Annotated in this window: 20 protein-coding genes and 2 pseudogenes; 3 read left to right on the top strand and 19 right to left on the bottom strand. The window is 67.6% G+C overall.

The window, feature by feature from the left end:
- Nucleotides 1-21: 21 nt before the first annotated feature.
- From murC to U1701_RS10445, 14 genes and pseudogenes are all read right to left on the bottom strand, one after another.
- Nucleotides 22-1,437, bottom strand: coding sequence for a UDP-N-acetylmuramate--L-alanine ligase (gene murC, locus U1701_RS10510; protein ID WP_332782517.1), 1,416 nt, complete (start codon nucleotides 1,435-1,437; stop codon nucleotides 22-24).
- Nucleotides 1,434-2,588 (bottom strand): undecaprenyldiphospho-muramoylpentapeptide beta-N-acetylglucosaminyltransferase, encoded by a 1,155-nt coding sequence (gene murG / locus U1701_RS10505; RefSeq protein ID WP_332782516.1) that lies wholly within the window; start codon nucleotides 2,586-2,588, stop codon nucleotides 1,434-1,436. The genes murC and murG overlap by 4 nt, the downstream gene beginning before the upstream one ends.
- Nucleotides 2,585-3,802: an FtsW/RodA/SpoVE family cell cycle protein gene (locus U1701_RS10500; protein WP_332782515.1), complete on the bottom strand. Its 1,218-nt coding sequence runs from the start codon at nucleotides 3,800-3,802 to the stop codon at nucleotides 2,585-2,587. The genes murG and U1701_RS10500 overlap by 4 nt, the downstream gene beginning before the upstream one ends.
- A 14-nt stretch (nucleotides 3,803-3,816) precedes the next feature.
- Complete coding sequence (murD, locus tag U1701_RS10495; protein WP_332782514.1) at nucleotides 3,817-5,100, bottom strand: UDP-N-acetylmuramoyl-L-alanine--D-glutamate ligase; 1,284 nt, start codon at nucleotides 5,098-5,100, stop codon at nucleotides 3,817-3,819.
- Nucleotides 5,097-6,167, bottom strand: a complete 1,071-nt coding sequence (gene mraY, locus U1701_RS10490) for a phospho-N-acetylmuramoyl-pentapeptide-transferase (protein WP_332782513.1) — start codon at nucleotides 6,165-6,167, stop codon at nucleotides 5,097-5,099. The genes murD and mraY overlap by 4 nt, the downstream gene beginning before the upstream one ends.
- Nucleotides 6,167-7,531, bottom strand: a complete 1,365-nt coding sequence (locus tag U1701_RS10485; RefSeq protein ID WP_332782512.1) for a UDP-N-acetylmuramoyl-tripeptide--D-alanyl-D-alanine ligase — start codon at nucleotides 7,529-7,531, stop codon at nucleotides 6,167-6,169. Before U1701_RS10485 ends, mraY begins: the two co-directional genes overlap by 1 nt.
- A gap of 115 nt (nucleotides 7,532-7,646) precedes the next feature.
- Nucleotides 7,647-9,074, bottom strand: coding sequence for a UDP-N-acetylmuramoyl-L-alanyl-D-glutamate--2,6-diaminopimelate ligase (locus U1701_RS10480; RefSeq protein ID WP_332782511.1), 1,428 nt, complete (start codon nucleotides 9,072-9,074; stop codon nucleotides 7,647-7,649).
- Between the two features lie 10 nt (nucleotides 9,075-9,084).
- A complete protein-coding gene (locus tag U1701_RS10475; protein ID WP_332782510.1) occupies nucleotides 9,085-10,803 on the bottom strand; it encodes a peptidoglycan D,D-transpeptidase FtsI family protein in 1,719 nt (572 codons plus the stop codon).
- On the bottom strand, nucleotides 10,800-11,468 hold the full coding sequence (locus tag U1701_RS10470) for a hypothetical protein (protein ID WP_332782509.1): 669 nt from the start codon (nucleotides 11,466-11,468) through the stop codon (nucleotides 10,800-10,802). Before U1701_RS10470 ends, U1701_RS10475 begins: the two co-directional genes overlap by 4 nt.
- The gene (rsmH, locus tag U1701_RS10465) at nucleotides 11,465-12,409 is read right to left on the bottom strand and encodes a 16S rRNA (cytosine(1402)-N(4))-methyltransferase RsmH (protein ID WP_332782508.1); all 945 of its coding nucleotides are present in this window, start codon (nucleotides 12,407-12,409) and stop codon (nucleotides 11,465-11,467) included. The genes U1701_RS10470 and rsmH overlap by 4 nt, the downstream gene beginning before the upstream one ends.
- Complete coding sequence (locus tag U1701_RS10460) at nucleotides 12,406-12,906, bottom strand: division/cell wall cluster transcriptional repressor MraZ (protein ID WP_332782507.1); 501 nt, start codon at nucleotides 12,904-12,906, stop codon at nucleotides 12,406-12,408. Before U1701_RS10460 ends, rsmH begins: the two co-directional genes overlap by 4 nt.
- 291 nt (nucleotides 12,907-13,197) lie before the next feature.
- Nucleotides 13,198-13,470 (bottom strand): hypothetical protein, encoded by a 273-nt coding sequence (locus U1701_RS10455; RefSeq protein WP_332782506.1) that lies wholly within the window; start codon nucleotides 13,468-13,470, stop codon nucleotides 13,198-13,200.
- Nucleotides 13,471-13,517: 47 nt separating this feature from the next.
- The gene (locus U1701_RS10450) at nucleotides 13,518-14,498 is read right to left on the bottom strand and encodes a cysteine synthase A (RefSeq protein WP_332782505.1); all 981 of its coding nucleotides are present in this window, start codon (nucleotides 14,496-14,498) and stop codon (nucleotides 13,518-13,520) included.
- A 118-nt stretch (nucleotides 14,499-14,616) separates the two neighbouring features.
- Nucleotides 14,617-15,680 (bottom strand): annotated as a pseudogene (locus U1701_RS10445) (NAD(P)-dependent alcohol dehydrogenase).
- A gap of 220 nt (nucleotides 15,681-15,900) precedes the next feature.
- Here U1701_RS10445 and U1701_RS10440 point away from each other — a divergent pair.
- The 3 genes from U1701_RS10440 (at nucleotide 15,901) to aat (ending at nucleotide 17,799) form a co-directional block, all read left to right on the top strand.
- Entirely contained in the window at nucleotides 15,901-16,269 is a 369-nt protein-coding gene (locus tag U1701_RS10440) for a hypothetical protein (protein ID WP_443026032.1), read from the top strand.
- A gap of 100 nt (nucleotides 16,270-16,369) precedes the next feature.
- Nucleotides 16,370-17,077: a ParA family protein gene (locus U1701_RS10435; protein WP_332782503.1), complete on the top strand. Its 708-nt coding sequence runs from the start codon at nucleotides 16,370-16,372 to the stop codon at nucleotides 17,075-17,077.
- Complete coding sequence (gene aat, locus U1701_RS10430; RefSeq protein WP_332782502.1) at nucleotides 17,077-17,799, top strand: leucyl/phenylalanyl-tRNA--protein transferase; 723 nt, start codon at nucleotides 17,077-17,079, stop codon at nucleotides 17,797-17,799. Before U1701_RS10435 ends, aat begins: the two co-directional genes overlap by 1 nt.
- Before the next feature lie 35 nt (nucleotides 17,800-17,834).
- Here the strand turns inward: aat and U1701_RS10425 are convergent.
- The 5 genes and pseudogenes from U1701_RS10425 to U1701_RS10405 form a co-directional block, all read right to left on the bottom strand.
- Nucleotides 17,835-18,068: pseudogene (locus U1701_RS10425) on the bottom strand (DUF2155 domain-containing protein); the annotation flags it as partial.
- A 194-nt stretch (nucleotides 18,069-18,262) separates the two neighbouring features.
- The gene (locus tag U1701_RS10420; protein WP_332782501.1) at nucleotides 18,263-18,655 is read right to left on the bottom strand and encodes an NADH:ubiquinone oxidoreductase subunit NDUFA12; all 393 of its coding nucleotides are present in this window, start codon (nucleotides 18,653-18,655) and stop codon (nucleotides 18,263-18,265) included.
- A 166-nt stretch (nucleotides 18,656-18,821) separates the two neighbouring features.
- The gene (locus tag U1701_RS10415; RefSeq protein ID WP_332782500.1) at nucleotides 18,822-19,325 is read right to left on the bottom strand and encodes a DUF192 domain-containing protein; all 504 of its coding nucleotides are present in this window, start codon (nucleotides 19,323-19,325) and stop codon (nucleotides 18,822-18,824) included.
- The gene (locus tag U1701_RS10410; RefSeq protein ID WP_332782499.1) at nucleotides 19,322-19,897 is read right to left on the bottom strand and encodes a cold-shock protein; all 576 of its coding nucleotides are present in this window, start codon (nucleotides 19,895-19,897) and stop codon (nucleotides 19,322-19,324) included. The genes U1701_RS10415 and U1701_RS10410 overlap by 4 nt, the downstream gene beginning before the upstream one ends.
- 66 nt (nucleotides 19,898-19,963) lie before the next feature.
- Nucleotides 19,964-20,527, bottom strand: coding sequence for a regulatory protein RecX (locus tag U1701_RS10405; protein ID WP_332782498.1), 564 nt, complete (start codon nucleotides 20,525-20,527; stop codon nucleotides 19,964-19,966).
- Nucleotides 20,528-20,560: the final 33 nt, after the last annotated feature.

Raw genomic sequence — 20,560 nt, 5'->3', positions numbered from 1 at the left:
GGAGGATTTGGGAATCCCCGCTCACGCGTCCACCTGCCGCTTCGCCGCGATCGCATCCGCGAGACCCGCCGCCCACTTCGTGATGTCGCCGGCCCCCAGGCACACGACCATATCGTCCGGCTCGATCGTCGCGGCGAGTTCCTCGGCCAGCGCATCGGCATCCGCGACGGTCGCCGCGAACCGGTGTCCGCGCCGCTTCAGCCCCTCGACCAACGCGTCGGCATCGACACCCTCGATCGGCGATTCTCCCGCGGCATAGACCGGCGTCACCAGCACGCGGTCGGCGTCGTTGAACGCGGTCTGGAAATCCTCCATCAAATTGCCGAGCCGCGAATAGCGATGCGGCTGCACCACCGCGATCACCCGGCCCTGCGCGCCCTCGCGGGCCGCCGACAGCACGGCGCGGATCTCGACCGGATGATGGCCGTAATCGTCGATGATCGTGGCACCAGCCACGTCACCGACCTTGGTGAAGCGCCGCTTCACGCCGCCGAACTTGGCGAAACCCTGCTGGATCGTCGCGTCGTCGATACCGAGTTCCAGCGCCACGCCGATCGCCGCCAGCGCGTTCTGGACGTTATGCCGCCCGGGCATCGGCATCTCGATCCCCTCGATCGAGCGGGTTGCGCCGTCGCGGCTGCGCACGATGCATTCGAAGCGGTTGCCGCCCGGGATCGGCGTGACGTTCACGCCGCGCACGTCGGCCTGCGCGGAGAAGCCATAGGTCACGACCCGTCGATCGCGCACCCGCGGCAGGATACCCTGAACCTCGGGATGATCGAGGCACAGCACCGCCGCGCCGTAGAAGGGCACGTTCTCGACGAACTCGACGAACGCATCCTTGACCGCGTCGAACGATCCGTAGTGGTCGAGATGCTCGGGATCGATATTGGTGACGACCGCGATCGTGCCGTCGAGCCGCAGGAAGCTGCCGTCGCTCTCGTCCGCCTCGACCACCATCCAGTCGCTCGCGCCCAGTCGCGCGTTCGACCCGTAGCTGTTGATGATCCCGCCGTTGATCACGGTCGGATCGACCCCGCCCGCGTCGAGCAACGCCGCGACCATCGACGTCGTCGTGGTCTTGCCGTGCGTGCCCGCGACCGCAACGGTCGACTTCAACCGCATCAGCTCGGCCAGCATTTCCGCGCGCCGCACCACCGGAATGCGCGCGTTGAGCGCCGCCTCGACCTCCGGGTTCGACCGCACGATCGCGGTCGACACCACGACCACCGCGGCATCGCCCAGATTGTCCGCGCTATGCCCGATCGCCACCGGAATGCCCTTGTCGCGCAGGCCCTGCACGACATAGCCCTCTGCCACGTCCGAGCCCTGTACGGTGTAGCCGAGGTTCATCATCACCTCGGCGATGCCCGACATGCCGATCCCGCCGATGCCGACGAAGTGGATCGTGCCGATATCCGTCGCGACGCCCCTCATGCGAACTGCGCCTTGGGATTGGTCGGTGCACCGACCGGGAGCCGCGATACCGGTGCGTCCAGGCTCTCGACCAGATCAGCGAGATCGCTCACCGCGTCCGGTCGCCCGACGCTGCGCGCACGCCCCGCCGCATTCTGGAGGGCCGCAGGGTCCAGCCCCAGTTTCTGCATCTGCTTGGCCAGTTCCACCGCGGTAAAATCCTGCTGTGCGATCGTCCGCGCGCCACCGACCTTGGTCATCTCGCGCGCGTTGACGGTCTGGTGATCGTCGGTCGCGCTCGGCAGCGGTACCAGGATCGCCGGCCGTCCCGCCGCGGTCAGCTCGGCGATCGTCGATGCGCCGGCGCGCGCGATCACCAGATGCGCCCAGGCGAGTTGTTCGGGCATGTCGGGCAGATAGGTGGCGAGTTCGGCCGGGATCTGATGCTTGGCATATTTGGCGCGCACCGCGTCGATATCCTCGATCCGCGCCTGGTGGGTCACCTGCAGCCGCCGACGGAAGGTCACGGGCAGCATCGCCAGCCCGTCTGGAACGACCTGGCTGAGGATGCTCGCGCCCTGACTGCCGCCGGTCACGAGCACGCGGAAGATGCCGTCCTCTTCCAGCAGCGGATAGGGCTTGGTGCGCAGCGCCAGCACCGCCTCGCGCACCGGATTGCCCACCAGATGCGTCTTCGGTTCCAGCTTCGGTGCCAGGCGCGCGGTCTGCTCGTAGGACGTCGCGATCGCGTCGACGCGGCCCGCGACGAACCGGTTGACCCGCCCCAGCACCGCATTCTGCTCATGCACCGCGGTCGGGACGCCGTCTGCGAACGCCGCCAGCAGCGCGGGCATCGCCGGATAGCCGCCGAACCCGATCACCGCCGCCGGCCGGAACGTCTTGTACAGCTCGCGCGCCATCGCCCGGCCGCGCCACATCTCGCGCACCGCAGAGGCCCAGCCCTGCGGCCGCTTCGCCTGGAACCGTCCCGCGGGCAGGACGTGCGTCTGCACATCCTCGAACAGACCGGGAAAGCGCACCCCACGCGAGTCGCTGACCAGGGCGACGCGGTGACCGCGCTTGGTCAGTTCGACCGCCAGCGCCGCTGCCGGGACCATGTGCCCCCCGGTGCCACCCGCGGCGAGGACATAATGTTTCTGCTTCACACTCATTCACCACTCCAGCGGACGACGTACGGGCTCCGCGTGAGAAACGGATTGCGCCGGGTGAACGCCAGCAGCAACCCCATGCCGATCGACAAGGCGATCATCGACGACCCGCCATAGCTGATGAACGGCAGGGTCATGCCCTTGGACGGCGCGAGCCCGGTGTTTACCAGCATGCTGATCAACGCCTGCGCGCCAAACTGCGTCGCTAGCCCGGCGGCGGCCAGCAGCTTGAATTCATCCTGCTCGTCCAAGAGCTTGACGAACACACGCACGACGATCGCGAGGAAGATCAGCGCGATCACCGAGCAGGCGATCAGCCCGAATTCCTCGCCGATCACCGAAAAGATGTAATCGGTATGCGCCTCGGGCAGCCCAAACTTCGCCGTACCGCCACCAGGCCCCGTCCCGGTCCAGCCGCCCGCGGTCAGCGTGTTGTGCGCCGCGTTGGTCTGGAAATGGTCGCTCGCGCCGTCGCCTTCCGCGCTGGGGAACAGGAACGCGTCGATGCGGTTGCGCGCGGTGCCGTAGAACATATACGCCGCACCCAGCCCGACCGGCACGCACGCACCCAGCGCCGCCATGACGCGCATCGGAGTCCCCGCGATCATCAGCAACGCGATCCACACCGAGCAATAGATGATCGTCTGGCCGAAATCCGGCTGCAGCATCAGCATCGCCGCGATCGCCGCAGTCAGCGCGCCGGTGATCAGCACGGTCGGCAGCTCGGGATCCTTGGCGCGCAGCGACAGCAGCCAGGCGACGCTGACGATGAACATCGGTTTCAGAAATTCCGACGGCTGGAACTGCGCGAAGCCGTAGCCGACCCAGCGCCGTGCGCCATTGACCTCGACGCCGACGAACGGCGTCACCGCCAGGATCGCGACCAGAACGGCGGTGCCGAGCAACGCCATCCGCCGCGCCATGGTGACGGGCATCATCGACACGCCGAACAGCACCGGCATCGACACCGCGACCCACATCAGCTGACGCCAGAAATAGTAAAGCGGCGCGAGCTTCCGGTGCTCGCCCGAATAGCGCACCGCGGTCGCGGGGCTCGCCGCGGCCACCGCGATCAATCCGATCGCGATCAGGAACAGCGTGAGCAGCAGGAGCATCCGGTCGATGTCCCAGAACCAGGTGCCGAGCGGCGAGCGGTCGCCACGTCCCCCGCGACGCTTCATCTTGGCGACGAGGCCGGTGTCGCTTTGATCGGTCATGGCGCGCACATCCGTCATGCCAGCGCTGCCACCGCGGCGCGGAACGCGTCACCGCGCTCCTCGTAATCGCGGAACTGGTCGAAGCTAGCACAGGCCGGCGACAACAGCACGGTATCGCCGGGCCGCGCGTTCGCCGCCGCGCGGTGGACGGCGACGTCGAGCGTGCCGGCTTCCTCGACCGCCATGTCGGGCTTCAAAATCGCGGCGAAGCGTGGCCCTGCTTCGCCGATCGTATAGGCCCGGGCGACATGACCATAGGCGGGGCGGCAGGCGTCGAGCTCGTCGCCCTTGGCCTTGCCGCCGACGATCCAGTGAATGCGGTCGAAGGCCGCCAGCGCGGGCGCGGCGGAGTCGGGGTTGGTCGCCTTGCTGTCGTTGACATAGGCGACGCCGTTGACGGTCGCGACGTGCTCCATGCGGTGCGGGAGGCCCGTGAACGAAGCTAACGCAACCTCGATCGTCGGCCAGCCGACACCGAGTTCTTCAGCTGCAGCTATAGCAGCTGCAGCGTTCTGTAGGTTATGCGGACCTTGCAAAGCCGGCCATTTGCGCTGCCATTTGACATAGTCCCGACCCGTGATCCGCGTGGCCTGCCATTGCAACTCATCCGCGATCTGCCGGGATGGAACGTCGTCGACGCCGACGATGGCACGCCCCATCCGCTGCATCGCGAACAGCCGCGCCTTCGACGCCGCATACCCCTCGAACCCGTCATAGCGGTCAAGATGATCGGGCGTGATGTTGAGCAGCACCGCGACATCGCAATCGAGGCTCTGCGTCAGATCGATCTGGTAGCTCGACAGTTCGAGCACATACACGCCGCCTGCGGGAAGCGGCTCCTGTCCCAAGATCGGCAGTCCGATATTTCCGCCCATCAGCGTCGGGACGCCGGCGGTCTTCAGGATATGGTGCACCAGCGCGGTGGTCGTCGACTTGCCGTTGGTGCCGGTGATCCCGACGACCTTGTGCGCCGGCAGCTCGGCGCGCGCCTGCGCGAACAGTTCGATGTCGCCGATGATCGGCACGCCCGCGGCGCGCGCCTGCGCGGCGAGCGGATGGGTGTTGAGAGGGACGCCGGGCGACATCACGAGTCCCGCCGCATCGGTCAGGTCGAGCAGCGCCGGATCATGGACGATCACCCCATCCACCTCTGCTGCACGACTTCGCGCCGCCGCATCGCTGTCCCACGCGACGACATAGGCGCCCGCCGCGGCGAGCGCCTGCACCGTCGCCAGGCCGGACCGCGCCAGCCCCAGCACCGCATATCGCTTCTCGGCCCAGGCGCTTGCGGTGATCACCGCAGTTTCAACGTCGACAGGCCGGCCAGCGCCAGCACGAACGCGATGATCCAGAACCGGATCACGACGGTCGCCTCGGCCCAGCCAAGCTGTTCGAAATGGTGATGGATCGGCGCCATGCGAAACACGCGCTTGCCGGTGCGCTTGTAGAAGAACACCTGGATGATCACCGACAACGCCTCGACCACGAACAGCCCGCCGATGATCCCGAGCACGATCTCGTGATGCGCGACCACCGCGATCGTGCCCAGCGCCCCACCCAAGGCCAACGACCCGGTATCGCCCATGAATACCGCGGCCGGCGGCGCGTTGAACCACAGGAACGCGAGCCCTGCGCCAACGATTGCACCGCAGAAGATCGCGAGCTCGCCAGCCCCCGGCACATGCGGAATACCCAGGTAATTGGCGAACTTCACGTTGCCCGCCAGATACACGATCAGCATGAACGCGACGCTGGCAATGATCACCGGCATCGTCGCCAAGCCATCGAGCCCGTCGGTCAGATTCACCGCATTGCCGAACGCGACGATCGTGAACGCTGCGAACACCGGGAAGAACCAGCCGAGGTCGAGATAGAACCGATCGGTGAACGGCAGGTACAGGTGCGGACCGTTCTGCGACATGATGATCGTCGCCGCGATGCCCGCGATCGCGAACTCCAGCAGCAGCCGCGTGCGTCCCGACACGCCGGCGCTGCTGGCTTTGCGGACCTTGTCATAGTCGTCCATGAACCCGATCGCCCCGAAGCCGAGGGTCACGAACAGGCACGACCAGACATAGGCGTTGCTCAAATCCATCCACATCAGGATGGCGAGCCCCATGCTGGTCAGGATCATCAAGCCGCCCATTGTCGGCGTGCCGCGCTTGGCCAGATGCGTCTGCGGGCCGTCGGCGCGGATCGGCTGACCCTTGCCCTGGCGCACGCGCAACCAGCCGATAAAGCGCGGGCCGATGATCAGCCCGATCAGCAACGCGGTCGCCACCGCGCCGCCGGTACGCGTCGACTGATAGCGAAGCAGGTTGAGCACACCGGGGAACCCCAGATGCTCGGCGATCCAGTACAGCATTAGTTTTTTCCGTCCGCGAGGGCAGCGACCAGCCGCGACAGCCCGACGCCGTTCGATCCCTTGACGAGCACCGCATCGCCCGGCGCCAGGATCGTCCGTAACGACGAAAGCGCAGCGGCAGAGTCCGCCACATGGACGATATCGATCCGGCCCTCAAGCGCTGTGGCAAGCGGGCGCATCGCTTCGCCGACGAGCACGGCCGTTTCGACGCGCGCCGCAAGGATCGGTTCGGCGAGGTCCGCATGATAGGCGTCCGAGCCTTCGCCAAGCTCGCGCATCTCGCCCAGCACCGCTACATGCCGCCCGGGCTCGTTCGCCAGCACCGCCAGCGTCGCGCGCATCGACGACGGGTTGGCGTTGTAGCTCTCGTCGATCACCAGCACGTCGCCCGCCACGAACCGCGCGCCGCGCCCCTGCAGCCCGCCCAGTTCGGCGAGCGCGAGGCCGGCGAGCCCCAGATCTCCTCCCGCCGCATCGACGCAGGCGAGCACGCCGAGCGCGTTGGACACCCAGTGCATCCCCGGCTGCGCGATCGTGAAACTGAGTTCGCGGTCTCCGATCGCCGCGGTGACGAAGGTGCCGCCCGTGGCCACGCGCATCGTCTCGACAGCGCGGACGTTGGCGCCGTTCCGGAGCCCGAAGGTTACGATCCGGCTCGCATGCGGTTCGGCATGGCCGATCAGCCGGTCGCGGTGCGGACTGTCATACGGGATTATCGCGGTGCCGCCGGGTTCCAAGCCCGCGAAGATCTCGCCCTTGGCGTCGGCGATCGCGCTCTCGTCCCGGAAGAATTCGGTATGCGCAGGCGCGATCGCGGTCACCATGGCGATGTGCGGGCGGACGATCTGCGTCAGCGCGGCAAGCTCGCCGGCATGGTTCATCCCCATCTCGAACACCCCGAACCGGGCGTCGCGCGGCATGCGCGCGAGGCTCAGCGGCACGCCGGTATGGTTGTTGTAGCTTTTGACCGACCGGTGCACCTCGCCCGGCGCGGCGCGGTCGAGACACGCGAACAGCGCTTCCTTCGCGCTGGTCTTGCCGACCGATCCGGTGACGCCGATGATCTTGGCCGACGACCGCGCGCGGCTGCCGCGGCCGAGGTCCTGCAACGCGACGAAGCTGTCTGCGACCGGTACATGCGGATGCGCGGTCGGTTCGGAGACGATCGCGCCCGCCGCGCCTTGCGCAAAGGCCTGGTCGAGGAACCGATGGCCGTCGCTCGCCTCGCCCCTCATCGCGACGAACAGGTCGCCGGGCCCGACTTCCCGCGAGTCGAAGGCGACGCCGGTAACGGCGAAGTCGGCCGATGCGCTACCACCGGTGGTGGCTGCGATTTCGGTGGCGGTCCAGAGCGGCGCGGTCACAACCACCCTCCGTCACCCCGGACTTGGTCCGGGGTCCACCCTTCCGCGAAACCAACGGCCTGCGAGTTTGCGGAACCATGGATGCCGGAACACGTCCGGCATGACGGGGTACGGATCACGCCGCGCACTCCCGCGCCACCGAGACATCGTCGAACGGCAACACCATCTCGCCGACGATCTGCCCCTGCTCGTGCCCCTTGCCCGCGATCAACACGATGTCCTCCGGTCCTGCCTCCCGCACCGCCGCCGCGATCGCCGCGCGACGATCGCCGATCTCCTCCGCGCCGACCGCACCCTTCAGCACGTCGCGGCGTATCGCTGCCGGATCCTCGGTCCGCGGATTGTCGTCGGTGACGATCACGCGGTCGGCATGCTGGATCGCCACCTGCCCCATCGTCTCGCGCTTGCCGGTGTCGCGGTCGCCGCCGGCGCCGAACACCACAACCAGCTTGCCGCCCGCGTGCGGCTTGAGCGCCGCGATCGCCGCTTCGAGCGCGTCGGGCGTGTGCGCATAATCGACATAGACCGGCGCGCCGCTCTTCGCGATCACCGCGCGCTCCAGCCGCCCGCGCACCGGCTGCAACCGCGCGAGATTGGCGATCGTGCTCGCGATGTCGCCGCCGGTGGCGATCACCAGCCCTGCCGACACCAGGGCATTCGCCGCCTGATACGCGCCGATCAACGGCAGGTTGACCCGATACGTCTGGCCCTCGGCCTCGATCGTCAGCCCCTGCCCCAGCAAGGTCGGATTCCGCCCGACCAGCCGCAACGTATCGCCTTGAGTACCGACGGTCACCAGCCGGTTGCCCCGCTCGCGCGCCAGATCGATGACGCGTGCGCTCTGCGGATCGTCCGCCCAGACCACCGCCGCCCCCTCGGGCGACAGCACTTCGGAGAACAGCCGGATCTTGGCGGTGAAATACGCCGCCATGTCGCCGTGATAGTCGAGATGGTCGCGGCTGAGATTGGTGAACGCCGCCGCCGCGACGCGTAAGCCCTCGGTCCGGTACTGCGTCAGGCCGTGGCTTGACGCCTCGAACGCCAGATGGGTCACCCCTTCGCGGGCGAGGCCGGCGACGTTGGACAGGAAAGTGACGACGTCGGGCGTCGTCAACCCGGTGGTGACCCGCTCATCGGCGGTCGTCACGCCCAGAGTCCCGATCGATGCAGCATGGAACCCCGCCATCCGCCACAATTGCCGCGTCATTTCGACACACGAGGTCTTGCCGTTCGTGCCGGTGATCGCGACCGCGGTGGCCGGGAACGGCGCGAAGAACCGCGCGGCGAGCTTCGCGAACGCCTCGCGCGGGTTGGCGCGCGCGATGTACGCGGCCCCCTCGATCCGCAGACCGGGCCGCGCGACGATGGCGATCGCGCCGGACCGGATCGCATCGGCGATATAGTCTTCGCCATTCACGCGCGCGCCCTCGAACGCGCCGAAGACGGTGCCCGGCGCCACCTTGCGATGGTCGATCGCGAAGCCGGTGACCTGGCGCTCGTCCGCCCCGGGAACGTCGGAGCCGATCAGCGCACCAAGTTTCATTCGCCCATCCTCATTGTCCCGTCGGCTGTTTCGCCCCCGGCTCCTGCCAGAGCAGGGGCGTCAGGTCGGAGACGTCGATATCGCGATTATTGTCGGGAATCACGCCCAGCATCGATCCAACCCGCGAGATCGTCCGGCCGACGACCGGCGCCGCGTTCCAGGCCGCGGTCTTCCAGCCGCCGGTTTCCTTGGTGCCGTTGGGCGAATCGAGCATCGCCAGCACGACGTAGCGCGGCGCATCCATCGGGAAGGCGGCAACGAACGTCGCCACGTTACGCGAACGATCATAACCGCCCGCGACCGCGGCTTCGGCGGTACCGGTCTTGCCGCCGACGCGGTAGCCGGGCGCCTCGCCCTTGCGACCCGTGCCGCGCAGCACGACCAGCCGCAGCATCTGCCGCATCCGCGCGCTGGTCGCCTCGCTGATCACACGGCGCCCCTTGGCGGCGTGGCCCGGTCCAACCTTGAGCAAGGTCGCGGGGCGCCAGGTGCCGCCATTGACGAGCGCGGCATAGGCGCTCGCAAGGTGCAGCGGCGTCACCGCGATGCCGTGCCCGAACGCGGTGGTCATCACGGTCGTTCGCGCCCAGTATTTCGGCCACAGCGGCCGTGCCTTTTCGCGCAGTTCGATATCGGGGCGGGTGTCGAACCCCAGCTTGCGGAACATCGCCTGCATCTTCGCGGCACCGACCTCGTCCGCCACGCGCGAGGTCGCGACGTTGGACGAATAGATCAGCGTCTCGGGGATGTTGAGCCAGCGCTTGGGATCGCCGCGCTCGTCATGGATCGTGTAGCGTCCGACCTTCAGCGGGTGCGTCGCATCGAAGCGCCGCGCGATGTTGGTGACGATGCCGGTGTCGAGCGCGGTCGCCATTGCGATCGGCTTGAACGTCGAGCCGAGCTCATAGACGCTCTGGGTCACCGAATTGCGCAGTTCCTCGGTGCCCGCCATCCCGACGCGATTGGGGTTGAAGAACGGCAGCGAGGTCATCGCGATCACTTCGCCGGTATGCACGTCCAGGACTACGCCCGCGGCTGCCCGCGCGCCGAACGTCGTCATCGCGCGGCTGAGCTCGCTGTCCATCGCCGCCTGAACGCGGGTGTCGAGCGACAGCGCGACGGGGGTCTGGCTGAGCGCCGGATTGGTCAGCCGCTCGTCGAGCACGCGCTCCATCCCGCTTACGCCGTGGCCGTCGGTCGACAGGAAGCCGAGCGCATGCGAGGCCATCGTCGACTGCGGGTACAGCCGCTGCGTCTCGCGGTCGAAGACGATGCCGGGCTCGCCGATCGCATTGACCTGCTCGACCAGCGCCGGCGAGGCCCGACGCTGCAGATAGGCGAAATTGCGGTTGGAGGTCAGCACCGCATAATAATGCGCCTGGTCGCCGCCTTCGGGCATCAGCGCGGCGAGCTTGCTGGCGATATCGGTCGGGTCGCCGATCAGCTTTTTCGGGTGGACCGCGATCGTCCAGGCGTCGATCGTCCGCGCGAGCGGCGCGCCGTTGCGATCGACGATGTCGCCGCGCGCCGCGATCGTGGCGGCGACGGCCTGCGGATCGGCCATCGAGGTCTGGATCGCCAACATGCCCAGCCGTGCGATCACCAGAAGCACTGCGGCGCCGAACAGGAACATCAGCATCATCAGGCGCGTATGCGCGGTCGCGACCAGCGCATGGCGCTGGCCGGCGGTGCGTCGCTCGGGGGCGGGCCGGGCGACGAGAACGGTCATCGGCGGCGACGCGCCTCGGCGCGCGCGCCGCTGAGAATGTCACCGAGCGTGTTGTCGGACAACAGCTTGCTGTCGAGCATAGCGACCGCCTGTGGCCGGACCTTCGACACCGCGGCCATCCGCTCGTTGAGCTTGTCGGCCATCCGCTGCGGAAGGGCGCGGACGATCGCCGCTTCCGCCGTACGCGACGAACCGGTCGATGCGCGGATGACCGTCGGCTTCAGCGCGGTGTTCGCCGCGGTCTGCACCGCAACGTTCAGCGGCTTGGGTGCGGCAGCCGCAAGCGCCTGGATCGGCTTGGGCGTGGCAACGGTCATCGCGGGCACCACCAGTGCCGCCATCTGCGTCTGGCCCACGCCATTCAGCGGCTGAGTCACGTCGATCGACGCCAGCGCATTTTCACTCGTCACGAACTGCCCGGCGACGGGAGCTGACAACGCCAGCGTGTCGCCGTTCCAGCGCTCGAGCTGCGCCAGGTTGGCGCGCGTGTCGAATTCGGTCTCGAGCGCGCGGATGTCGCGCTCCGCCGAGCGGATCTGGCCATTGACCGTATCCAGCTTCTTGCGCTCCGCCGCCACCTGCAGCGACACCAGATAGAAGCCGAGCACGACGGCCACGCAGCCCCCGAACCAACCCACGCCCCTCAACCGATACGCCGCCGTCATGTCGTCACCTCTTTCGCCCAGGGTAATGCCGCGGTTCGCCGCGCCGTTCGTAACGTTGCCGACCGCGCGCGCGGGTTGCGCGCCAGCTCGGCCTCGCCCGCCTTCACACCGCGGCCGACCGCCTCGAAACTCGGGGCAGCCGGCGCACTGGCCTGCGGAAGATGTCGCGAACCTGAAGGCGTCCCGCCGCTGCGCTCGCGCAGGAAGCGTTTGACCATCCGGTCTTCGAGACTGTGGAAGGTGACGATCGCCAGGCGACCGCCCGGCTTCAGCACGCGCTCGGCCGCCTCCAACCCGTCCGCCAGTTCGCCCAGTTCGCGGTTCACATGGATACGGATCGCCTGGAACACGCGCGTCGCGGGATCCTTCTTGTCGTGCGGCTTGTAGCCAAGCGCGCGGCGGACGATGTGCGCCAGCTCGCCGGTCCGCGTCAGCGGCCGCGCGGCGACGATCGCGCGGGCCACGCGCCGCGACTTGGGCTCGTCGCCATATTGATAGATGATGTCGGCGATCTCGGCCTCGTCGGCTTCGTTCAGAAAGTCCGCCGCCGACATGCCGGCCTGCGCCATCCGCATATCGAGCGGCCCATCGGACTGGAACGAGAAGCCGCGCTCGGCCTGGTCGAGCTGCATCGACGACACGCCGATGTCGAGGGTCACGCCGTCGACCGGCACGGCGCCGCGCGCCTCAAGCTCGCTTTCCATCGCCGAGAAATCCGCCGCGACCAAAGTCAGCCCGTCGAGCGCCAGCGCTTCGCCCGCGGCGATCGCGTCGGGATCACGGTCGAACGCGATGACCTGCGCGCCGCTCGCCAGCAGCACGCGGGTATAGCCGCCGGCACCGAACGTGCCGTCGACGATCGTCTCGCCGGGCGCGGGGGCGAGCGCGGCGACGACCTCGTCGATCAGCACCGGGATGTGCGGAGCGTCGGGGCGGCTCACAGTTCGACCCCGCGTTCGGCCATGTAGAAGCGCGCCATTTCCTTGACGACGGGGGGCAATCCGTCGGTGGCGATCAGCGTCGCAGGGTCCCAGATCTCGATATAGTCGAGCACGCCGTAGAAGAACGCGTGCCCCTTGATCCCCGCATAGAAGCGCGGGAACGCCGGCATGATGAAGCGGCCCGAGCCATCGAACGGCACCGCCTCGCCCGAGGCACCGGCGCGCTTGCGATTGTAATCGATGTCGCCGTCTTCGGTCGGATTGGCGGCTTCGAGCCGGTCCAGCCGCTCGGCGAGCAGGTCGACATAGCCCGGGTCATACGCGACGAGGCAGCGGTTCTTCTGATGCGCGCCGATGATAATGGTGCCGCCGTCCTTGCCATTGGCCTTGGGCGCGTTGGCCGACAGCGTGGTGCGGAGTGCGGAGGGGATGGCTACCCGGCCCTTGTCGTCGACAAGGCCGATGCCGTCTCCCTGATACCGACCCCTGCCCGTCACGCCAAAACCCTTTGCATGGCGCGCGCCATCTCGTTCCGGAACGCGACCATCGTCGCGGTTCCAGCGCCTGCGTCAGCAAACGATGAGCGTGCCCCTATACTTCCGTCTGTCTATCACAGCGGATCGGGGACGCAACGGGAGAATTGGGGAAATTGCGGGATCAGCCGGTTTTTCGACTGCCGTTGCTGGGGGAACGGGAATCCGTCCCGGTTTGGTTCATCGGGGTACAGGGGCGCAAAACCGCGGCCTTCGCGCACGGATCAGGCGCAATCCCCGGATTTCCCCGGATCGTCACTGAACAGCCTGGGCCTGCGTGTTGGCGCCTGGCGCGACGCCCATCTGGGCGAGCGGCTCGCCACTGCGGTCGGCGGCGTTGTCCTGGGTAACTGCCGCGGTCACGACCGCCCGGCTCTGCTCGGCGCCCGCCGTCAACACCGGCCGCTCGCGCGTCGCCGATCCGATGATCGCGCTGGCAAGGCCGATAAACAAAACGATCACCGCAAGGCCGATCATGCCGACCTTCACGCGTTGCCCGGTTTGTGAGAGATGCTGGTGTGACTTCATCTTGGCGCGCGGAAATACCCGACCGGCGCGTGTTTGTCGACCGAACCTCAATACGCCCCCTCCGCCAGCCCCTTTGCGGCGCGCCATTCGGGGTTGTACAGCGTCGACAGATACCGGAACCCGCTGTCGCACAGGATCGTCGCGACGCGTTTGCCCGGCCCCAATTGCCGCGCGAGCGCGACCGCGCCGGCCACGTTGATCCCCGACGAGAGACCCAGGCACAGCCCTTCCTCGTCGAGCAGTCGGCGAACCCAGTACATGCCCTCCTGATCGGAGATGCGGAACTGCGTATCGATCGGTGCGCCCTCCAGATTGGCGGTGATGCGCCCCTGCCCGATACCTTCGGCGACCGACGAGCCTTCGGCCTTCAACTCGCCGTGCGCATAGTAATTGTACAGCGCCGCGCCATGCGGATCGGCGAGCGCGATGCGGACCGCCTCGTCCTTCGCCTTTAGGCCGAGCCCTACCCCGGCGATCGTGCCGCCGGTGCCGGCCGCGCAGGTGAAGCCGTCGATCCGGCCGTCCATCTGCGTCCAGATTTCTTCCGCGGTCCCGACGATGTGCGCGCGGCGGTTGGCGGTGTTGTCGAACTGATTGGCCCAGATCGCGCCGGGCGTCTCCCCGGCGATCCGTCGCGACGTGTGGACGAAATGGCACGGGCTGGAAAAGGCCGCCGCCGGGACCAGCACCAGTTCGGCGCCGAGCGCGCGCAGCGTGTCCATCTTCTCGCGGCTCTGCGTCTCGGGCATGACGATGATCGTCTTGTAGCCCTTGGCGTTGGCGACCAACGCCAGGCCGATGCCGGTGTTGCCCGCGGTGCCCTCGACGATCGTGCCGCCAGGCTGCAGCGCGCCGCGCGCCTCGGCATCCTCGACGATATACAGCGCGGCGCGGTCCTTCACCGACGCGCCGGGGTTGGTGAACTCGCATTTGCCGAAGATCTCGGCGCCGGCGGCCTCGCTCGGGCCCTTGAGGCGGACGAGCGGGGTGTTGCCGATCAGGGACAGCGTATCGGGTAGTGTGTGCATCCGTCCTAAATGGCGGCGCGCCCCGCCCGCGGCAAGCGAGCTATGCTATGCCAAAGAAAAGCCTCGTCACCGCAAACACGACCCCAGCCAACGCCGGGGTCGCGCGTACCGCTGCGGCTTACGCGGCCTTCAGCGAGGCCATGTCGATGACGAAGCGGTATTTGACGTCGCTCTTCACCATCCGCGCATAGGCGGTCTCGATCTCCTGGATATCGATCATCTCGATATCCGAGGTCAGGCCATGCTGGTGGCAGAAATCGAGCATTTCCTGCGTCTCCGCAATCCCGCCGATCAGCGACCCCGCCAGTGCCCGACGCTTGAACACCAAATTGCCCACCGAAGGCGAAGGATGCGGCGTCTCCGGCACACCCACCAACGTCATCGTGCCGTCGCGCTTGAGCAGATTGAGAAACGGATCGAGGTCGTGCGCCGCGGCGACGGTGTTGAGGATGAAGTCGAAGCTGTTGGCGTGCGCCGCCATCTCGCCTGCATCGCGCGACACGATCAGGTCGACGGCGCCCAGCCGCTTGGCGTCCTCGCGTTTGCCGGGTGACGTGCTGAACACATAGACCTCGGCACCCATCGCGGCGGCGATCTTGACGCCCATATGGCCGAGTCCGCCCAGGCCGACGATGCCGACCTTCTGGCCGGGTCCGACCTTCCAGTGCTTGAGCGGCGAATAGGTGGTGATACCGGCGCACAGCAGCGGAGCGACCGCGGCGAGATCCGCCTCGGCGTGGCGACCTTGAGCACATAGCCCTCGTCGACGACGATATGATCGGAATAGCCACCGAATGTGTGGCCGCCGAGCACCGGATCGGGGCCGTTATACGTGCCGACGAACCCGGTGGTCTCGCAATATTGCTCTTCGCCGTCGTTGCACGACGGGCAATGCCCGCAGCTGCCGACCATGCAGCCCACCCCGGCGATATCGCCGACCGCAAACTTGGTCACCGCATCGCCGACCGCGCGAACCCGTCCGACGATCTCATGGCCGGGCACGCACGGGTACAGCGTGCCTTCCCATTCACCGCGCGCGGTGTGCAGATCCGAATGACACACGCCGCAGAACAGGATGTCGATTGCGACATCGCGGGGGCCTGGATCGCGACGATCGATGCTGAACGGGGCAAGCGGACTGGTCGCCGACTGGGCGGCGAAGGCATTGGCTGATGTGGACATGCTATTCCTCAGTATGAGGCCGCGCGTGGTCGTACGGCCTGCTTGCTGGGATATGGCCATGGCGATGCCCCACGCCAACGGGTGGCGGCCGGGATTTGTGTGCACTGCGGAACCACGTCGCGCATGCCGTAGCGTCAGATTTCGGGACGCCCCGCCGCAAACCGTCTTGACGCTCCATGCTGCGTGCGCGAAGTCCGTCGTCGCTATGAAAATCATCTCCATGACCGCCGTTGCCGCGCTGCTCGCGCTGGCCGCCTGCAACTCCAAGCCCGCTTCGCCCGAGGTAGTGGATAACAATCCGGACCCGATGGCGAATACGCTGGCCAACGCCGCGCCCGTCGAACTGCCGCCGGCGATCAAGGCCGAGCAGACGCTGCGCTGCAAGGACAATACGCTGGTCTATGTGACCTTCTTCGAGGGCGACAAGCAGGTCAACGTCCGCACGAAGCAGGGCGGCACGCCGACCAAACTGGTCGCCCCGACCGCCGGTGCGCCGATGACCGCCGAGGGCGGCTGGTCGATGACCGGCGACCAGGCGAGCGTCACGCTGACCCAGCCGGGCAAGTCGGCGCAGACCTGCCACGCTTAAGTCAAAGTACCGTATGAAAGGACGGCCGGCGGAATGTTCCGTCGGCCGTTTTTGCGTCTGTGGCTTGTCTTGGCGACGGTACGGCGGCACGCTCGTTTGCATGGCGACCATCGCTATCTACAGCCTGAAGGGCGGCGTCGGGAAGACGACCCTCGCGGTCAATCTGGCCTGGTGCGCAGCCGCGAACTCCGCACGCCGCACCCTGCTCTGGGACCTCGACCCTCAGGCGGCGGCGACGTGGTTGCTCGGCGGCGCGCCGACCGATCAGGCCCAGGCGATGTTCTCGAAGGACGTCGCAGTCGCGCGACAGGCTCGACCGACCCGCTATCCTAAACTGGACCTGATTGGCGCCGACGCCTCGCTGCGCGGGCTCGACCAACTCTTCCATGATCTCGACAAGAAGAAGCGGCTCGCCAAGCTGCTCGCCGAGCTCAAGGCCTATGACCGCGTCATCCTCGACTGCCCGCCGGGCCTGACCGAGACGGCGGACCAAGTCATGCGCGCTGCCGACCTGATCGTGATCCCCGTCATTCCCTCCCCGCTGTCGCAACGTGCCTATGACGCCGTTGCACGACACCTGGGTGGCCGGGCGCCGCTGATGCCCGTGCATGTGATGGTCGACCGCCGCCGCGCGCTGCACGCCGACGCGCTGGCCGCGAACCCCGACTGGCCGATCGTGCCGATGGCGAGCGCGATCGAGGGGATGGCGGCGAAGCGCGAACCGGTCGGGGTCTGCGCGCCCCGATCGCCCGCAGCGCGGGCGTTCGCCGAGTTGTGGCGCGCGGTCGAACGTCGGATCGCGGTCTGATGGAGATGCTCGACCCGCAGCTCGTGCTCGGCGCCTATTCGGTCGGGGTGTTCCCGATGGCGGACAACCGCGACGCCGCCAGCGTCTATTGGGTCGAACCGCGACGGCGCGCGATCCTGCCGCTCGACGGATTCCGGCTCTCGAAATCGCTTAGGAAACGCATCCTCTCGGACAAGTTCCGCGTAACCGTCGACACCGCGTTCGAACAGGTCGTGCAGCTCTGCGCCGAGAGCGTCGAGGGACGCCCCGAGACGTGGATAAACGGCGGGATCGAGCGCGTCTTCCTGACGCTGCACGCGATGGGGTTCGCGCATTCGGTCGAATGCTGGGATGGCGATCGGCTGGTCGGCGGTCTCTACGGCCTTGCGCTCGGCCGTGCGTTCTTCGGCGAAAGCATGGTCAGCCGCGCCACCGACGCGTCGAAGGTCGCGCTCGCCGCCCTAGTCGCGCGGCTGAAGGCCGGCGGGTTCACGCTGCTCGACTGCCAGTTCCAGACTTCGCACCTCGAATCGCTCGGCGCGATCGAGATCGGGCGCACCGATTACGTGGCGTTGCTGAGCGCGGCGCTGGCGGGCGTGGTTGGCGCGGGCGCCTCCGACGGTTTGGCCGCCGGCGATTTCGGCGCGCTCGACCGGTTGGCGGGCGCGGGCTCAGACGCGGAAACCGTGTCGGCGCCGGTCTGCGGGAAGCTCATCGCGCAGCTCTTAGTCCATACGTCGTAGATCGGGTGCTCCACCGCGTTCAGCGCGGGGCGTTCCTTGAACAACCAACCCGAAAACGTCCGCCGCCAGCGCTTGTCCACACCGCGCACGACCACCTGCACGAACGCACCGGTGAGCTGCTCCGGCTCCCACGGCGCGGTCCGTTCGCACGCGCGCAGCCGCAGCACGACATCGCCGATCCGCGTCGCCTGTCCGGGCTTCAACGTGATCTCGCGGCTATCGCCGTTGCGCTTGTTAAGTAGGCCGAGCACCGCGACGCGTTGCGCCATCGGCGTGCCGCCGTTCGCGATCGTGGCGGTGGTGGTATCGATCGTCTCGACCGACCCGTCGCCGGTGGCTTCCGGCATTGGCAGATCCTGTCGTGCCGCGACGGTCGTGGTGGCAGACCCGGTCCAGGCGCGATAGCCAAACCATCCGCCGACGCCGAGCACCGCGACCAACACGGCCGCGGCGATCCAGCGTGTCATCCTTCGGGCGTCCAGGCTTCGTAATCGCCGGTCGCGGCAGCGCGATTACCGCCCTTTTCGAGCGCACCCGCAGGGCGATGCGCGAGCGGCGTACCGGTCATGTTGGCCAGCGCGGGCTTCTGCCACGGCCGAATCGGGGGCAGCGCACGATCGGGCACGTCGTCTACCTGATGATGCAGCCAGCTGAACCATGCCGGCGGTACGCGGCTGGCGTCGGTCGAACCCGAATAGATCACCCAGCGCCGCGGGTTGCCAGCGGTGTCGCGACCCCCCTCGTAATAGACGTTGCCGAGCGCATCTTCGCCCATCTTCGCCTTGCCGCGAAGGCCGAATTTGGTGCCAAGGGTGGCGCCGTTCCACCAGGTGAAGGTCGATGCGAGGAAGCCCATGGGCGTGCGCTTAACCCGAAGGGCGGCGAGCAGCAACAGGCGATGGCCGGCCGGCCGACAAAACCCTTTCGTAACCCCGGACTTGGTCCGGGGTCCATCGCGTCGCGAACCAGAACGTCGGGGGAACGCGGTGCCATGGATGCCGGACCAAGTCCGGCATGACGGATCAGCCCTTCGGCCCGCCTGCCCAGGTCACGCGGTCGCCCTCGGCGATCCCGAGCGTGGCGGCCCTGCCGCCCATGATCTCGAGCACCGCACCGACCGGCTCACCCGAGGGGATCGGTGTTTCGGAGAATGGCACGGCATTCTCGGCGATCCGCGCGATCGTGCCGTCCGGCCGGATATAGATGATATCGAGCGGGCTCGGCGTGTTCTTCATCCAGAAGCTGGCGGCGCGCGGAGGCCCGCCGTCCGCCGGATAGGGCCAGAAGATCATGCCGCCGTTCGGCGTCAGATCGGTGCGGTACATCAGCCCCCGCTCCTGCTCGACTGCCGTCTTGGCGATCTCGACCGTGAACCGGTGCGCGCCACTCACGCTGGCGATCGTCAGCGGCATGGTCTTCACCGCCGGCTGTTCGGTATCACCCCCGCGCGTCGCGACGACGGCGACGCCGCCCGCCGTCCCCAGCAACAGCAGCGCCGCCAGCGCCGCCTTGGTCGATACGATCATCCGGCATCCTCTTCGACGGCCACGGCAAGCGGCCCTTTACGCCCACTGACGATCCGCGCGCGCAGCGGCTGTTCGGGTTCAACCTGCTCGATGCCGGCGCGGCGGAGCGTTTCCATATGCACGAATATATCGGCGCCGTCCTTCGCACGCACCAGGAAACCGTAGCCCTTCAGCCGGTTGAACCATTTCACCGACACTCGTTCATAGGGGCCGGCCCCATCGAGCAGCGCGACGGGATCGACCCGGTCGGTCGCGCTCGGCGTGCGTGCGACTTCTTCCACAGCGCCGCTCATGTCGATCGAAACGATCTCGCGCGCCTGGAACCCGCGGCCACGCTGCACCGCCAAGGTTTCGACGCGCGCGCCTTCGGGTAGGCTGCGGCGGCCATGCGGTTGCAGGACCGAAAAATGCACGAGGATGTCGCCGACCGTTGCATCATCGGCGACCGCGAAGCCGAACCCGCGCGTCACGTCGAACCATTTGATCACGCCCGCGATCGGACGTGCGTCCGCGCCGTCCGCAGCAAAGGGGCCGGCCGGCTCATCGTCTTCCGCTTGCGTCTCGCTACGCATGTGAACTTACCCCCGTAATACTACTGCTAGCACGGTTCGTCGCAGCCGCAACGATCCCGCAGTGCATCATTCGAAATCTTTCTCATCGATTTCGGCGCTAGCGTCCGCAAGCGGTGGCGCCGATGCGATCCGCCGCGACAGCGCGAAGCCGTGCCCGGCGCGGATCATCGCGCCGATCTGTTTCTCGCGCAGCACGCGGTCCGCCTCGACCAGTGCATAAGGCCCGATCCGTTTGCGGCGTGCAAACGCCAGTGCCGACGTCACGGCGCGATCGGCGATCGCGGGCGCGACCGCATCGGTATCCGCCTCGTCGATCCGCGCCTCGCGCAACGCGCCGGCGACCCGTCGGCCGCCCAAACCCCGTCGTTGCATCGCCGCCGCCTTCGCCTCGGCGAAGACACGGTCGTCGACATAACCGAGCTCGGCCATCCGCTCCGCCAGCGCTGCCGCATCCGCCGGCTCGCCCTCCCAGCCCCGTTCGCGGATCTTGCGGACCAGATATTGGGTCAGCTTGCCGCGTGAGGTCGCGAACCGCTCGACATAGCGCAGCGCCAGCCGCTCCAGCGCGGCCGCATCGAGCGGTGGAATGACGCGCGGTTCGCGTGTTCGGGCGGTATCGTTTCTAGGCACGCCATCATTGTGCCACAGTGACAACCGAAATTG

The organism is Sphingomonas rhamnosi (assembly GCF_036663615.1).
Classification (GTDB): Bacteria; Pseudomonadota; Alphaproteobacteria; order Sphingomonadales; family Sphingomonadaceae; genus Sphingomonas.
Note: the sequence above shows the minus strand (reverse complement) of the source record. Positions and strands in the feature narration are given on the sequence as shown.